The sequence below is a fragment of the Actinomycetota bacterium genome (assembly GCA_040881665.1).
GTDB lineage: Bacteria > Actinomycetota > UBA4738 > UBA4738 > HRBIN12 > JBBDWR01.
In genome coordinates, this window is sequence record JBBECT010000005.1 from 491,616 (window position 1) to 505,432 (window position 13,817).

The window sequence follows — 13,817 nt, forward strand, 5'->3', positions numbered from 1 at the left end:
GGGCGAGCCTACAAGCCGAGTTCGGCGGCGACGGCGGACGGGTCGGGCTCGACCACGGCCGGATGGCTCGCACCGGAGATCGCCCACTCCGGATCCTTCAACCCATGACCGGTCAGGACGCACACGACGACCGCCGCGCGCGGCAAGCGCCCCTCCGCCGACAGGTGCAACAGACCCGCGACCGACGCCGCGGAGGCCGGCTCGGCGAACAGCCCCTCGCGGGCGACACGTCGATACGCGGCGAGGATCTCACGGTCGGTCACCGCCTCGATCGATCCCTCCGACTCGCTGGCGGCGGCGACGGCCTTCTCCCAGGATGCGGGGTTGCCGATCCGGATGGCCGTCGCGATCGTTCGCGGATCCTTCACGGGCCGGCCCTCCACGATCGGAGCGGCCCCCTTCGCCTGGAACCCGAACAGCCGTGGCGGCTCGTGGATCAACCCGTCGCGCAGGTACTCGGTGTATCCGCGCCAGTGGCTGGTGATGTTGCCCGCGTTCCCGACCGGAACGAGGTGCAGATCGGGCGCGGTCCCGAGCGCGTCGACCACCTCGAAGGCCAGCGTCTTCTGCCCCTCGATGCGGAACGGGTTCACGGAGTTCACGAGCGTGACCGGGAAGTGCTCCGAGAGGTCCTTCGCGAGCTCGAGGGACGCGTCGAAGTTGCCTTCGACCTCGAGCACACGCGCGCCGTGCACGAGCGTCTGTGCCATCTTGCCGAGCGCGATCTTCCCCTTCGGGACGAGGACGGCGCAGGTGAGTCCCGCCTTCGCCGCGTACGCCGCCGCGGAGGCGCTCGTGTTCCCGGTGGAGGCGCAGACCACGGCCTTGGACCCCTCCTCGACGGCTCTGGAGATCGCCATCGTCATGCCCCGGTCTTTGAACGATCCCGTGGGATTGGATCCCTCGTACTTCAGCCAGACCTCGCACCCGGTCTCAGCCGACAGCGGGTCGGATCGAACCAGCGGCGTCCCTCCTTCACGGAGGGTGACCACCGGGGTCGCGTCGGTGACCGGGAGCCGGTCCCGGTACTCCTCGATGACCCCACGCCACTGCGGCGCGCCCGCCGGCGGGTCGCCCGCGACGGCCCCGGCCGGTGTGGAACGGCCCCGGCTCACTCCTCCCCCTCCACCCGCAGGATGCTTCGCACGTCCTCGACCACGGAGAGGGTCTCCAACTCACGCACCGCGGTGCGGAACTTCGCCTCTCGGGCCCGATGGGTGACGAACACGAGCTGCGCGTCGCGACCGGCTCCCTCTTGCCACACGCTGCGGATCGATACGTCATTGCCGCCGAGGACCGCTGCGATCTCGGCGAGGACGCCCGGGCGGTCCTCCACCTCGAGCCGGAGGTAGTACTGATCGTCGTTGTCCTCGATCGGGCGGACGGCACGCTCCACGATGCGGGAGAACACCGGACCGCGACCGCCCGAATGCAGGTGGCGTGCCACCGTGGCGAGGTCGCCGACCACCGCCATCGCCGTCGGATCGCCGCCGGCGCCGGGCCCGTAGAACATCAACTCTCCCGCTTTCTCCCCCTCGACGAAAACCGCGTTGAACGACCCACGGACGGCCGCGAGGGGGTGAGCCTGCGGCACCATTGCGGGATGGACGCGCACGGCGATCGCATCACCGTCCAGTTCCGCGATCGCGAGCAGTTTGACGACGTAGCCGAGACGCCGGGCGAACTCGATGTCCTGCGCGGTCACGCGCTCGATCCCCTCGGTGTAGACGTCGGAGCTCGTCACATGGGCGTCGAAGGCGATCGACGCGATGATCGCGCACTTGGCCGCCGCGTCGTGTCCGCCGACGTCCGCGCTCGGATCGGCCTCCGCGTAGCCGAGCCGTTGCGCCTCCGCCAAGGCGTCGTCGAAGCTCATCTGATCGTCGCTCATCCGGGAGAGGATGTAGTTCGTCGTCCCGTTGACGATCCCGAGCACGCGCCGGACACGCTCCCCCGCCAGCGACTCCTTGAGAGGTCGGATCAAGGGGATCCCGCCACCGACGGCCGCCTCGAAGTACAGGTCGAGACCTTTCGCGTCCGCGAGATCGAACAGCTCCCGGCCCCGGGTCGCGAGCAGTTCCTTGTTCCCGGTCACGACGGGCTTTCCGGCCTCGAGCGCCGACAGCAGCAGCTCGCGCGCAGGCTCGACCCCGCCGAGGAGTTCGCAGACGACGTCCACGTCGGGATCGTCGATGACCGCCTGCGGATCGGCGGTGAATAGATCGGCGGGCAGCGGGACGTTCCGATCCTTCGCCAGGTCGCGAACCGCGACGCGAACCACCTCGACCCGGCAGCCCGCGCGCAGCGCGATCTCGCCGGCGTGTTCGTGCAGCAAACGGAGCACGGCGGCGCCGACCGTGCCGCTTCCGAGCAGGCCGACGCGCACGACATCGCTCACCGGCTCACCCTCGCCCCATTCGGTTCGCCTCCCGGTCAGTCCCGCTCGATCCAGCGGGCCATCAGTATCTCGTCCTCGTAACCGTAGGACTTGCGGGATCGCTTGACGAGTCTGCCCTCATCGACGAACCCGAACCGCCGGTACAGCGCGATCGCCGCCGCGTTCGTGGGGAAAACAGAGAGTTCGACCTTCTCGACCCCGACCCGTTGTGCCCACCGGAGGGCCTCGGCCAAGAGCGCCGCCCCGATCCCGCGGCTGCGGAACGCCGCGTCGACGGCGAGACCGAGCGTGGCCACGTGGCGGGTCACGGGGTGTTCCTCCCGCTGGATGTGCAGGTTGCCGACCACCCGTCCGCCCTCGACGGCGACGACCCAGGCCTCGCGATCGCTCCAGGGCTCACGGAACCGGCGCCGGTAGGAGCGGACCGTGCCCCGGACCTGCTCGGTCCGCACGTGCACGCCTTCGGCGACAACCGCCTTCCACATCCGCAGGAACGACGCGGCGTCCTGAGGTCGAGCGGCACGGATCGCGATCCCCTCGGGCGGCTGCACCTGGGGGATCGCACCCGCAGGCGGCACCTCGAGCCGGTCGAGGTCGGCCGGGTCCTCCCGCCGCACCCACATGCGGCTCCGGCCCCCGACCACCGACACCACCGCCGGGCGGCCGACGCGGTTGTAGGTGCTGGCCATCGAGTACGTATAGGCGCCGGTGGACGCGACCGCGATCAACGATCCCGGCGCGAGGTGGGCCGGCACCGTGACGTCGTCGGCGAGGACGTCGCCCGATTCGCAGTGTCGCCCGACGAGGGTGACCCGCTCGGTCTGCTCACTCATTAACGGGCCGGCCGCGGCGATCGTGAAGCGCGCACCGTAGAGCATCGGCCGGATGTTGTCGGCCATGCCGCCGTCGATCGCGAGGAGCGTCGGTGATCCGGCGACGTGTTTGCGTGCGCCGGTGCGGTACAAGGTGATCGTGGTGTTGGCCACCAGCGAACGACCGGGTTCGACGACGACCTGCGGGGCGTCGAGGCCGCGCTCGGCGGCGCCCGCACGCACGCGAGCCAGGACCGTCGACGCGAGCTCGGCCAGACCGAGCGGCGTCTCATCCGCGTACGTGACGCCGAACCCACCCCCGATGTCGAGGATGCGAGCGGTGACCCCGAGGTCCCGGCGCAGATCCCGGAGGAGATCGATCAACGTGTCCACCGTCCGCAGGTAGGGCTCGGCGGCGAGCACCTGCGATCCGATGTGCGCGTGAAGCCCCTCGAACCGGAGCGAGGTCGCCGCGCGGACCGCCCGAACCGCCTCGAGCGCGTCGCTCAGCGGGATCCCGAACTTCGAACCTTTCGCCCCCGTCTCGATCGCCGGATGGGTCCGGGCCTCGACCTCCGGGAGCACCCGCAGCAGCACGGGGAGCTCGATCCCCTGCACCGTCGCCTCGCGCGTGAGCCGCTCGATCTCATCGACGTTGTCGACGATGACCGCACCCACCCGGCGCTCGGCGGCCAGCGCGAGTTCGCGATCCGATTTGTTGTTGCCGTGGAACCAGATCCGATCACCGCGGATCCCCGCGCGGGTGCAGGCCTCCAGCTCTCCCTCGCTCGACACGAGCAGGTCGAGGCCCTCTTCGGCAACGACGCGCAGCAGCGCCTGCGCGGTGAAGGCTTTCACGGCGTAGTGCACGCGGGAGAACACCTCGCGGACCTGTCTGCATCGAGCGCGCAGATCGTCCTCGTCGACGATCAGCAACGGCGTTCCGTGCCGTGCCGCGAGTTCCTCCGCGGACACCCCGGCGATCTCGAGCCCGCGCGGCGTGAACGTCGCGTTCCGTGGCCACGGTGTCCGGGACCCGGGGCCGGCATCGTCGAGCCGGAGCGACGGTCGCTCAGGCATCGTCGCGTCCCATCGACTCCGGGGCCTGGACACCGAGGAGATCGAGGACATTCGCGATCGTCGTGCCCGATACGCGCGAGAGCCACAGGCGCGCCTGTGTCAGTTCCACGTCGTCGGTGAGGACCCGGTAGTCGGTGTAGAAGCGGTGGAAGCGTGCCGCGAGGTCGTAGGCGTAGTGCGTGAGCTTGTACGGAGCTCGGAGCTGGGCGGCGGGCGCGTCCAGCTCGGGCCAGGTCGCGACCGCCTTCAGCAGATCGGTCTCCGCGTCCTCGGCGAGCAGCGACAGATCCACCGCGTCGACCGGACGCAACGTGACGCCCTGCGCCTCGGCTCGACGAAGGATGCTCGAGATCCGCGCGTGTCCGTATTGCACGTAGTAGACGGGATTGTCCATCGAGCGGCGCTTCGCCTCGTCGATGTCGAAGGCGATCGTCGAGTCGCTCGAATGCGACAGCAGGGTGAAGCGCACGGCGTCGGGGCCGACCTCGTCGAGCAGCTCGTCAAGGGTCACGATCACGCCCGCGCGCTTGCTGAACGACAGCTCTTCCCCCCCGCGCAGCAACGTGACCCACTGGTAGAGGATGATCTCGACCGCCTCGGGGTCGAATCCGAGGGCCTCCGCGGCCCCGCGCAGACGCTTCACGGTGCCGTGATGGTCCGCGCCCCAGACGTAGATCAGATGGTCGAACCCACGGGAGAACTTGTCGACGATATAGGCGCAGTCGGCGCCGAAGTAGGTCGGCTCGCCGTTGCTCCGGATCAACACCCGATCCTTCTCGTCACCGAACTCGGTCGAGCGGAAGAACACGGCGCCGTCCTCGTCGTAGGCATGGCCACGCGCACGGAGCCGAGAGATCGCCTCGTCGATCTCCCCGTTCTCGTGCAACGTTCGCTCGGAGAAGAAGACGTCGAAGTGGATGCCGAACCGATCGAGGGTGCGCTTGATCTGGCCGAGCATCCGGCGCGCACCCTCGGCCAGCAGCCGCTCCCCGCGCTCGGCCTCGGGAACCTCGAGGAACGCGTCGCCGTGCTCGGTGACGATGTCGGCGACGATGTCGGCGACATACTCGCCCCGGTACCCGTCCTCGGGAAGCTCGGCGTCGCGCCCGAACGCCTGGAGGTAGCGCACCTCGAGCGAGGCGCCGAACAGATCCATCTGGCGGCCGGCGTCGTTGAAGTAGTACTCGCGCTCCACCCGCCAACCGGCCGCGTCGAGCAGCCGCGCGATCGCGTCGCCGAGCACCGCGTTCCGCGTGGTGCCGATGTGGACGGGACCGGTGGGATTCGCGGAGACGAACTCGACCTGGACCGAGCGGCCGCTCGACGGCGCTCGTCCGAAGCTCGCACCCTCGGCCGCGACGGTGCGCAGCACGTCGTAGAGCCACTCGTCGGTCACGTGGAAGTTCAGGAAACCCGGTCCGGCGATCTCGGCCCGTTCGACGAACGCTGCGTGCGGCAGCGCATCGAGCAGCCGCTGCGCCACCTCGCGCGGGGGTGCGTCCAGTCGGGAGGCGAGCACGAGCGCGAGGTTCGTCGAGAAGTCCCCGAACTCCTTGCGCTTGGGACGGTCGAGCTCGATCTCGGCGGGAGGCTCCGCCTCGGGGATCGCCGCCGCGGCGGCGTCGCGGAGCAGCGAACGCAGTCGGTCGTCGATCACCGTCGTGCTCCTAGCCGGCACGTCCGGCCAGCGTACGCCGAACGATCTCGACGAGCGAGGCCGGGTCGAAGGGTTTCGTCACGTACTCCACAACGCCGAGAGCGTAGCCGCGTGCACGGTCCTCGTCCTGGGCGCGGGCCGAGAGGAAGACGACCGGCACGTCCCGGGTCTCGTCCCGCTCCCGCAACCGGCGGCAGACCTCCCACCCGTCGTAGACCGGCATCATCACGTCGAGCAGCATGATGTCCGGCGGGTCCGCGAGTGCGCGCTCGAGCGCCTCGTCCCCCTTCGACGCCGTCTCGACGGAGAAGCCCTCGAGCCGGAAGTTGACCTGGAGCAGCCGGACGATCACCGGGTCGTCGTCCACGATCAGCACGCTCCCCCGGCCCTCGTCCGAAGCAGCGCGGCGGTCGTGCGCCACCGGATCGCTCGCGCCCTGGGGCGCCATCTCGCTCATCCATCCAGGATAGTCCGCGCACCCTGAGCGCCTCGCATCGCCACTTGACAGCGTTCGCCCAGCGCCCCTCGCAGCGGGGACCGGAGAGGCCGTTGCTAGACTCGCCCTGGTCCGCCCCCGTAGCTCAGCGGATAGAGCACCGGCCTCCGGAGCCGGGTGCGCAGGTTCGAGTCCTGCCGGGGGCACCGCGGTCGCTTAGCATCCGGTGCGATGACCGACCCACGCGACATGCGAGCTCCCAGCGGCTTCCACGAGAGGGAACTGCGCCGGCGAGACCTGGACCCCGACCCGATCGCGCAGTTCCGGACCTGGCTGGCCGACGCCGAGGGGGCGGGTGCCACACTGCCGAACGCGATGGGCCTGGCCACCGCCGACGCCTCGGGACGTCCTTCCGCCCGCCACGTGTTGCTGCGTGGCCTGGACGAGCGGGGCTTCACCTTCTACACGAACCACGACAGTCGCAAGGGCCGCCAGCTCGCCGAGAACCCCAACGCCGCGATCGTCTTCCTGTGGAAGGAACTGGATCGGCAGGTCACCTCCACGGGAACGGTCCGAACACTCTCACGGGAGGAGTCCGAGGCCTACTTCCGGGGACGGCCACGCACCGCGCAGCTGGGAGCGTGGGCCTCGCATCAGAGTGCGGTGTTGCCCGACCGCTCCCTGTTGGAGGATCGGGCCCGGGAGGCGGAACGACGCTTCGTCGACGGCGACGTCCCCCTGCCCGATTTCTGGGGCGGTTTCGTGCTGTCTCCAGAGACGATCGAGTTCTGGCAGGGCCGGAACGACCGGTTGCACGACCGCTTCCGGTACACGAGCTCTGCATCCGGGTGGGAGATCGACCGGCTGTCCCCCTAGACGAGCCGTTCGGCCCAGCAGCTAGGCTTGCCGTTCATGGACACCGTCTCCCTCACGTCGACGATCCGCGGTCTGGCTCCGACGATGCGCGCCGATCTCGAGCGGCTCGTCCGGATCCCTTCCGTCGCCTTCCCGGGATTCCCGCCCGAGCCCGTCCGCGCAGCAGCCGAGGTCACCGCGGAGGTGCTCCGCGACGCCGGGCTCGGAGGGGCGGGCCTGCTCGAGCTGGAAGGCGGCTACCCCGCGGTGTTCGGTGAGCTCCCCGCTCCTCCCGGTGCCCCCACGATCCTGCTGTACGCGCACTACGACGTGCAGCCGGCGGGTCCCGAGGACCTCTGGTCGACCCCAGCGTTCGAACCGGTGCTGAGGGACGGACGGCTGTACGGGCGAGGAACGTCGGATGACAAGTCGGGGATCGTGCTCCACGCGGCGACGGTTCGTGCCTTCTCGGGCCGGCCTCCGGTCGGGCTCAAGGTGCTCGTCGAGGGCGAAGAGGAAGCGACGACCGAACATCTCCCGCAGCTGATCGCCGGGAACCGCGGTCGGCTCTCGGCGGACGTGATCGTCGTCGCCGACTCGGGCAACGTCGCCACGGGCGTCCCAACGCTGACGACCACCCTGCGCGGCGTGATCGACCTGCAGCTCGAGGTTCGAACGCTCGCCGTTCCGGTCCACAGTGGGTCCTATGGGGGTGCGGCCCCCGATGCCCTCCTGGCCCTGATCCGGATGCTCGCGACCCTGCACGACGACCGTGGCGTCGTGGCGGTCGAAGGCCTGGGAACGGCGCAGGCCGCCAAGCTCGACTGGCCCGACGACGAGTTCCGGGCCGAGGCACAGGTGCTCGACGGCGTGGAGCTGGTCGGCGACGGGTCGATCGCCGAACGCACTTCGGTGCGTCCGGCTATCAACGTGATCGGCCTCGACGCGCCGACCGTCCACGGCGCTCGGAACATCCTCGTCGACCGTGCCGCCGCTCAGGTCAGCCTGCGGGTCCCACCGGACCGCGATCCCGTCGAAGCGATCGAGGCGGTCGCCCGCCACCTCGAGCGGGCGGCACCATGGGGGGTCCGGACCGAGATCTCCTTCGGCGAACCGGGCGAGGGCTTCGCCGCCGCCACCGACGGGCCCGCATACGCGGCGGCCCGGCGCGCACTCACCGACGCCTACGGCGCCGAGCCCGTGACGACGGGCAGCGGTGGCTCGGTCCCGCTGATCCCGGCCCTTTCGCGGACGTTCCCCGACGCAGAGATCCTGATCATGGGGGCGATGGACGATCGATCCAACACCCACGCTCAGGACGAGAGCGTCGATCTCGCGGAGGTAGAGCGGGCGGCGCTCGCCCAAGCCCTCCTGGTCGCCGAGCTCACTCCGGACCGCTGACCGGCGGACCGCACATCCCCGTCGGTCGCTGTTAGGTTGTCGCGGTGAGCGACGAACCCACGACCCCCGCCGAGGTCGTCCAGGCCGACGAGCCTTCGAACGGGACCACTCCGGCCCCCGAGGCACCGCAACCCCCCGGCCAGGAGGTGATCACCGAGCCCGCGAAGCTGCTGCGCATCGCGAGCATGGTGCGCGAGCTGCTGGACGAAACCCGCCAGACATCGCTCGACGAGGCCGGACGGGCTCGGATCCGTCAGATCTACGATCGCGCCGTCGGTGAGTTGCGCGAGGTGCTCTCCTCGGATCTCCAGCAGGAGCTCGCCGCTCTCGCGCCGCCGATGGAGGGAGTCCCGACCGAGTCCGAGATCCGGGTCGCGCAGGCGCAGCTCGTCGGCTGGCTCGAGGGCCTGTTCCATGGGATCCAAGCCGCGATGTTCTCCCAACAGGCCGCGGCGCGCGCACAGTTCGAAGAGCTGCGCAAGCGGGGGCTGCCGGGGCGGCAGGGACCGGAGGCAACCCCCGGCGGTCCCGGTCAGTACCTCTAAGCGGACGAGCCCGACGCCTCGGATCCACGGACCGGGACGGCACCCGACGCCGCACCATATGAGAACAACTCGAGCACGTCCTCGATGAGTCCCTCGCGGCCGCCGCTCCAACGGGAACGCGCACGGACCAACCCGGCGTCGAAGTCCTCGTTGGCGAGCGACATCGCGAAATCGATCATCGTCCAGTCGAGGACCGAGGCGATCGTCTCCACGTCGACGTCGTCGCGAAGGTCCCCACGCTCGACGCCGAACTCCCGCCGTGCGCAACACACGGCGGCGCGCCTCGCGCAACGTCAGGAGGGAGGCATCGGAGCCGAGGCGGCGGGGGTCGTCTCGAGCAGGCCCCGGCAAAGATCCCGGACGATCCGGGGACCGCGATAGATCAGCGCGGAGTAGACCTGGACGGCGTTCGCCCCGGCGTCGAGACACGCTCGCAGATCCGACGCGGTCGTGATCCCGCCGCATCCCTGTACCACCGCCTGCGGACCCACCTCGGCGCGAACGGCCGCGACCGCACCCAGCGTCCCGGCAAGAAGGGGCCGCCCCGACAGCCCCCCGCGGCCGACCGACAAGGCAGGTTCCTCGACCGGCCGCGTGTTCCCGCAGGTGAGACCGGCGGCTCCCGCGTCCCGGGCGATCGAGGCAAGCGCCCGGACGGCGTCGAGCTCGGTCTGGGTTCGCACCGGAGGAAGCTTGACGAACAGGGGCTCGTCGGATCGCTCCACGAGCGCCGCGACGAGCGCTCGGAGGTGCTCCTCGGTATCACGATCGCGTCCCCACGCCACGTTCGGGCAGCTCGCGTTGAGCTCGAACGCGTCTACCTGCGGCGCGAGCAGTCGGTGCACCTCCAGGGCATCCTCGACCGACTCGTCTGCGATGCTCGCGAAACGCGGACCGTTCCGCCGTAGACGCACGAGCCTGGCCGCCGCGACGGCGGCGCCGGGGTTCGGCAACCCCATCGCGTTCACGAGCGCCTCGTCGACGGGATGTCGGACGATGCGCGGCGACGGATTGCCCGCTCGGGTCCTGCGGGTGAACGTGCCGGCGACGGCGAAGCCGAAGCCGAGATCCGCCAGGTGCGGCAGCATCCTGGCCTGTTTGTCGAACCCCGCCGCAAGACCCACCGGATTGGCAACGACCACGCCACCGAGATCGACCTGCAACCGCGGATCGCGTGGCACACCGCCGATCGCCCGCCACGGCAGAGGCACCCGCAGGAGGGTCTCGACGACGCGATGGCCGGATTCGGGCGGGAGGGAGAACACCGCGGGGCGAACGAGCGTCCGGTACAGACCCATGCGGACCTCTATGCTACCGGCTGATGCGCGAACCCACGACCGGTCCCGATCGGAGTTCCTCCGACCCCGCCGCGAACGCCGGGCTCGTCGAGCGCATGGTCGCAGCCTCCGAGCTGCATGGTGACTTCGTCCTCTCCTCCGGGAAACGCTCCGGGGTCTACTTCGACAAGTTCTTGTTCCTGTCCGACCCGGTGTTGCTGCGCGACCTCGCCGACGCGGTTCGCGCCCTGCTGCCGGAGGGTGTCACGCACATCGCCGCACCGGAGGGTGCCGCGACCTTGTTGCTCTCGGCCGTGGCGCTCGAGACGGGGCTGCCGATGGCCGTGGTGCGTAGGCAGCCGAAGGGGTACGGCACCCGCGCCAGGGTGGAAGGCTACGCCCCGCCCGGGGCGACGATCGCGCTGCTGGAAGACGTGAGCACGACCGGCGACCAGGTCGCCGCGGCCGCACGCGAACTCGAGGCCACGGGCGCGACGATCGCGTGCATCGTGCTCGCGCTGGATCGGGGTGGTGCGGACACGCTGCGGCGCGAAGGATATGAGACGCGCGCGGTTGCGGTGCTGCGACCGGACGGAACCGCCGGGAACGATGAGGGATCCTAGGTGCTGCCGAGCGCGCCCGAGCGGGTCGGCTCGTAGTCGCAACGCCAGATCTGCAGACGCCACAGCAGACGACTGCCGCGAGCGGTGAAGCTGACGAGGCCCTCTTGCATCATGCGCGCGGCCTCCTTCGACTTGGCGACCACGTCGGGCAGCGGGAACTCTCGCTGGATCAGGCTCTTGAGGTTGGCTTGCCCGAAGACCTGTCGCGCCACGTCGAGCAACGGGCGCTCGTTCTGGATCGTTCCCGTCGGCAGGTAGAGACGTCCGCCGGCCGCGAGGCAGCCCGTGTCCTCGATGCTTCGCAACATCGCGGCCGGGAGCTCCGCGCCCGTCGGTCCACCGGCCTTCCCTTCCGGGAACCATCCGGCGACCCGGGCGATGTCATCGGGGATGCCCGAGACGTCACCGATCACCACGGTCGCCTGTTGGCCCCGGCAGGGTTCGAGGAGGTCGCCGACGCGGAACTCGACCCGGTCGTCGAGTCCGAGGTCGATCGCGTTCTGGCGAGCCATCTCGATGGCCGCTTCGGACAGGTCGCATCCGATCACGCGCTTGGCACCCAGCTTGGCGGCCACGAACGACAGCACGCCGCTGCCGCACCCAACGTCGATCACGACGTCGTCGGGTCCGATCTCGAGCGCCTCGGCGATCGTCTTGCTCGTGTGCGTGGGATGGAACACCCCATCGCCGAGCGAGATCGTGAAGGGGCCTGTGCGGCCCTTCCAGGCCAGCTCATTGGGCGTGGCGTCGCTCATCAGGACCTCAATGCTCCCTGGCCGGGGAGCAACAGTCAACCGCCCGGACGACCGAGGGTGCGATGCCGCGGCCGAGGTCAGACGACCGGGGTGTCCGCGGGGGGGCCCTGGCCGGGCACGAGGCTGCCCTCGTCGACGCCGGCGGCGTGGGCATGGGCCCGGTCGGCCACCGTGGCGGTGGCGACGCCGTGGCGACCTGGCGGGTAGCGACGGATCCGACCCGAGGCCCGGCGCATCAAGGTCGCGGCACCATGGGCGTTGCCTCGAAGCAGATGGGTGTACCCGGCTCCGAGCTGGGACAGGCCCTTGAAGAACTCTTCGTCTCCGCTTCCCCGAGCCTGCTTCCATGCCGCCTCCCAGGCCTCGTGGGCCGGGAAGAAACGCCCGGCATTGAAGTGCTCCCGGCCGAGACGATGATTCTCCTCCAAGGCGAGCGCGTCGTAGTCCTCGAGGGTGAGCGAGTTCGGAGCGTCCCACGCTTGCGGCCGACCCAGATGGTCTCGTGGGCGTTCGGCCTTGTTGCGACCCGTGCTGGGGCGACCCGCCTTCCCACGCGCTTCCGATGGCATGGAGCCATGCTAGCCGCGCCGCGACCATCGGGCGTCGGCGGGATCGGTCGCGGCGCGACGGACGCGCCGGCCCCTCCCCATCCCGGCCGGGGGCCTGCAGTACGCTCGCCCCGAGCGACGAGCACCCCGAACCGGAGGAGCGATCGACCGTGAGCAGCCGAGCGGCAGACGGCAACGCCGGCGAGAACGACGGCGTGGAGGCCGATCCCCGGCAGCGGATGCCGCGGTGGATCCCTCGGCTGCTCGTCCTGATCGTCGTCACGCTCTACCTGTCGTACGGCGCCTTCCAGCTGCTGGGGAAGATCCGCGACCTCCTCGTCTGGATACTGATCGCCGCGTTCCTGTCGTTCGCGCTCGAACCGGCGGCCAATTGGCTCGTGAACCGCGGCTGGCGACGGGGCATCGCGACCTTCGCCGTGCTCGCCACGTTGTTCGTCCTGGGAGTGGTCATCATCAGCGCGATGATCCCCCTGGTGATCCGCCAGGTGCAGGACCTGATCCAGAGCGTCCCAGGATGGCTGGACACGATCAGCGTCACCACAGAGCGTTGGTTCGGCCTGAACGTGTCCTCCAGCCGCGTCCTCGACGAGCTCACGAACCTCGATGCGGACGTGCAGGACATCGCGACCAACGTCGCGGGGAACGTGCTCGGGTTCGGTGCGCGTGCGCTCTCCGCCGTCTTCCAGATGCTGACGATCGCGCTGTTCACCTTCTACGTCGTCGCCGACGGCCCTCGTCTGCGTCGAACGATCTGTTCGATGCTCCCCCCCGCCCATCAGAAGGAGGTCCTCCGAGCGTGGGAGATCGCCGTCGACAAGACCGGCGGCTACCTGTATTCGCGGCTGTTGCTCGCCGTGATCTCCGGTGTGTGCACGTTCGTCGTGTTGACGGCGCTCGGCGTTCCCTTCGCCGTTCCGCTCGCGCTCTGGATGGGACTGATCTCCCAGTTCATCCCGGTCGTCGGAACCTACATCGCGGCGGCCGTTCCGCTCCTCGTGGCCTTGCTCGAGGATCCCGTCGACGCGGCGATATTCCTCGTGTTCGTACTGATCTACCAGCAGGTCGAGAACTACCTGCTGAACCCTCGGATCTCTGCGAGAACGATGCAGCTGCACCCCGCGATCGCGTTCGGATCGGCGATCGCGGGAGGGATGATCCTCGGTCCGATCGGCGCCTTCCTCGCCCTGCCGGCCGCGGCGAGCATCCAGGCCTTCGGGTCCGCCTACGTCCATCGCCATGAAGTCGTCGACAGCGACCTGACGAAGCACGACGAGCCACCGCGGAGCGCACCGGGGCCCCGTGGAGACCGCAACTCCTCGTGGATCGGCGTCCGTGTTCGGCGCCTCTGGTCCCGGGCCGACCGCGAGGACTCCCCGGCCGGATGACCGGCCTGCTCCCGTGACGGCGGA

General features: G+C 69.9%; 14 protein-coding genes and 1 tRNA gene. 6 read left to right on the forward strand and 9 right to left on the reverse strand.

Annotated elements, in window-relative coordinates; translation table 11 throughout:
- Positions 1–8: 8 nt before the first annotated feature.
- The 5 genes from thrC to WEF05_08150 form a co-directional block, all read right to left on the reverse strand.
- Entirely contained in the window at positions 9–1,037 is a 1,029-nt protein-coding gene (thrC, locus tag WEF05_08130) for a threonine synthase (GenBank protein ID MEX1101849.1), read from the reverse strand.
- A 74-nt stretch (positions 1,038–1,111) separates the two neighbouring features.
- Complete coding sequence (locus WEF05_08135; GenBank protein MEX1101850.1) at positions 1,112–2,398, reverse strand: homoserine dehydrogenase; 1,287 nt, start codon at positions 2,396–2,398, stop codon at positions 1,112–1,114.
- A gap of 35 nt (positions 2,399–2,433) precedes the next feature.
- Positions 2,434–4,290, reverse strand: a complete 1,857-nt coding sequence (gene lysA / locus WEF05_08140) for a diaminopimelate decarboxylase (protein ID MEX1101851.1) — start codon at positions 4,288–4,290, stop codon at positions 2,434–2,436.
- Positions 4,283–5,947, reverse strand: a complete 1,665-nt coding sequence (gene argS / locus WEF05_08145) for an arginine--tRNA ligase (GenBank protein ID MEX1101852.1) — start codon at positions 5,945–5,947, stop codon at positions 4,283–4,285. The genes lysA and argS overlap by 8 nt, the downstream gene beginning before the upstream one ends.
- A gap of 10 nt (positions 5,948–5,957) precedes the next feature.
- Positions 5,958–6,404, reverse strand: coding sequence for a response regulator (locus tag WEF05_08150; protein MEX1101853.1), 447 nt, complete (start codon positions 6,402–6,404; stop codon positions 5,958–5,960).
- A gap of 113 nt (positions 6,405–6,517) precedes the next feature.
- On the opposite strand from WEF05_08150, the gene WEF05_08155 reads away from it, so the two are divergent.
- The 4 genes from WEF05_08155 to WEF05_08170 all read left to right on the forward strand — a co-directional run bounded on the left by WEF05_08155 (position 6,518) and on the right by WEF05_08170 (position 9,184).
- A tRNA-Arg gene (locus tag WEF05_08155) sits at positions 6,518–6,589 on the forward strand.
- Positions 6,590–6,614: 25 nt separating this feature from the next.
- A complete protein-coding gene (gene pdxH, locus WEF05_08160) occupies positions 6,615–7,259 on the forward strand; it encodes a pyridoxamine 5'-phosphate oxidase (protein MEX1101854.1) in 645 nt (214 codons plus the stop codon).
- A gap of 36 nt (positions 7,260–7,295) precedes the next feature.
- Positions 7,296–8,639 carry a M20/M25/M40 family metallo-hydrolase gene (locus WEF05_08165; protein MEX1101855.1) on the forward strand — a complete coding sequence of 448 codons (1,344 nt, stop codon included), beginning with the start codon at positions 7,296–7,298 and terminating at the stop codon, positions 8,637–8,639.
- 44 nt (positions 8,640–8,683) lie between these two features.
- Positions 8,684–9,184, forward strand: coding sequence for a proteasome activator (locus WEF05_08170; protein ID MEX1101856.1), 501 nt, complete (start codon positions 8,684–8,686; stop codon positions 9,182–9,184).
- Here WEF05_08170 and WEF05_08175 read toward each other — a convergent pair.
- Positions 9,181–9,456: a hypothetical protein gene (locus WEF05_08175; GenBank protein MEX1101857.1), complete on the reverse strand. Its 276-nt coding sequence runs from the start codon at positions 9,454–9,456 to the stop codon at positions 9,181–9,183. The genes WEF05_08170 and WEF05_08175 overlap by 4 nt on opposite strands.
- Before the next feature lie 21 nt (positions 9,457–9,477).
- The gene (locus WEF05_08180) at positions 9,478–10,482 is read right to left on the reverse strand and encodes a dihydroorotate dehydrogenase 2 (protein ID MEX1101858.1); all 1,005 of its coding nucleotides are present in this window, start codon (positions 10,480–10,482) and stop codon (positions 9,478–9,480) included.
- A gap of 23 nt (positions 10,483–10,505) precedes the next feature.
- Here WEF05_08180 and WEF05_08185 point away from each other — a divergent pair, with 23 nt between their 5' ends.
- Positions 10,506–11,084 (forward strand): orotate phosphoribosyltransferase, encoded by a 579-nt coding sequence (locus tag WEF05_08185; GenBank protein ID MEX1101859.1) that lies wholly within the window; start codon positions 10,506–10,508, stop codon positions 11,082–11,084.
- Here the strand turns inward: WEF05_08185 and WEF05_08190 are convergent.
- A complete protein-coding gene (locus WEF05_08190) occupies positions 11,081–11,839 on the reverse strand; it encodes a 50S ribosomal protein L11 methyltransferase (protein ID MEX1101860.1) in 759 nt (252 codons plus the stop codon). The two genes, WEF05_08185 and WEF05_08190, sit on opposite strands and share 4 nt — an antisense overlap.
- A 77-nt stretch (positions 11,840–11,916) precedes the next feature.
- Positions 11,917–12,408 (reverse strand): DUF309 domain-containing protein, encoded by a 492-nt coding sequence (locus WEF05_08195; protein ID MEX1101861.1) that lies wholly within the window; start codon positions 12,406–12,408, stop codon positions 11,917–11,919.
- A 149-nt stretch (positions 12,409–12,557) separates the two neighbouring features.
- Between WEF05_08195 and WEF05_08200 the strand changes: the two genes are divergently transcribed.
- Positions 12,558–13,793: an AI-2E family transporter gene (locus WEF05_08200; protein ID MEX1101862.1), complete on the forward strand. Its 1,236-nt coding sequence runs from the start codon at positions 12,558–12,560 to the stop codon at positions 13,791–13,793.
- Positions 13,794–13,817 lie beyond the last annotated feature (24 nt).

Excerpts from the sequence above, each read along its gene's own strand:
- lysA (MEX1101851.1), bottom strand. The coding sequence starts at position 4,290 with ATGCCTGAGCGACCGTCGCTCCGGCTCGACGATGCCGGCCCCGGGTCC.
- WEF05_08150 (MEX1101853.1), bottom strand. The coding sequence starts at position 6,404 with ATGAGCGAGATGGCGCCCCAGGGCGCGAGCGATCCGGTGGCGCACGAC.
- pdxH (MEX1101854.1), top strand. The coding sequence starts at position 6,615 with ATGACCGACCCACGCGACATGCGAGCTCCCAGCGGCTTCCACGAGAGG.
- WEF05_08165 (MEX1101855.1), top strand. The coding sequence starts at position 7,296 with ATGGACACCGTCTCCCTCACGTCGACGATCCGCGGTCTGGCTCCGACG.
- WEF05_08180 (MEX1101858.1), bottom strand. The coding sequence starts at position 10,482 with ATGGGTCTGTACCGGACGCTCGTTCGCCCCGCGGTGTTCTCCCTCCCG.
- WEF05_08185 (MEX1101859.1), top strand. The coding sequence starts at position 10,506 with ATGCGCGAACCCACGACCGGTCCCGATCGGAGTTCCTCCGACCCCGCC.
- WEF05_08190 (MEX1101860.1), bottom strand. The coding sequence starts at position 11,839 with ATGAGCGACGCCACGCCCAATGAGCTGGCCTGGAAGGGCCGCACAGGC.
- WEF05_08195 (MEX1101861.1), bottom strand. The coding sequence starts at position 12,408 with ATGCCATCGGAAGCGCGTGGGAAGGCGGGTCGCCCCAGCACGGGTCGC.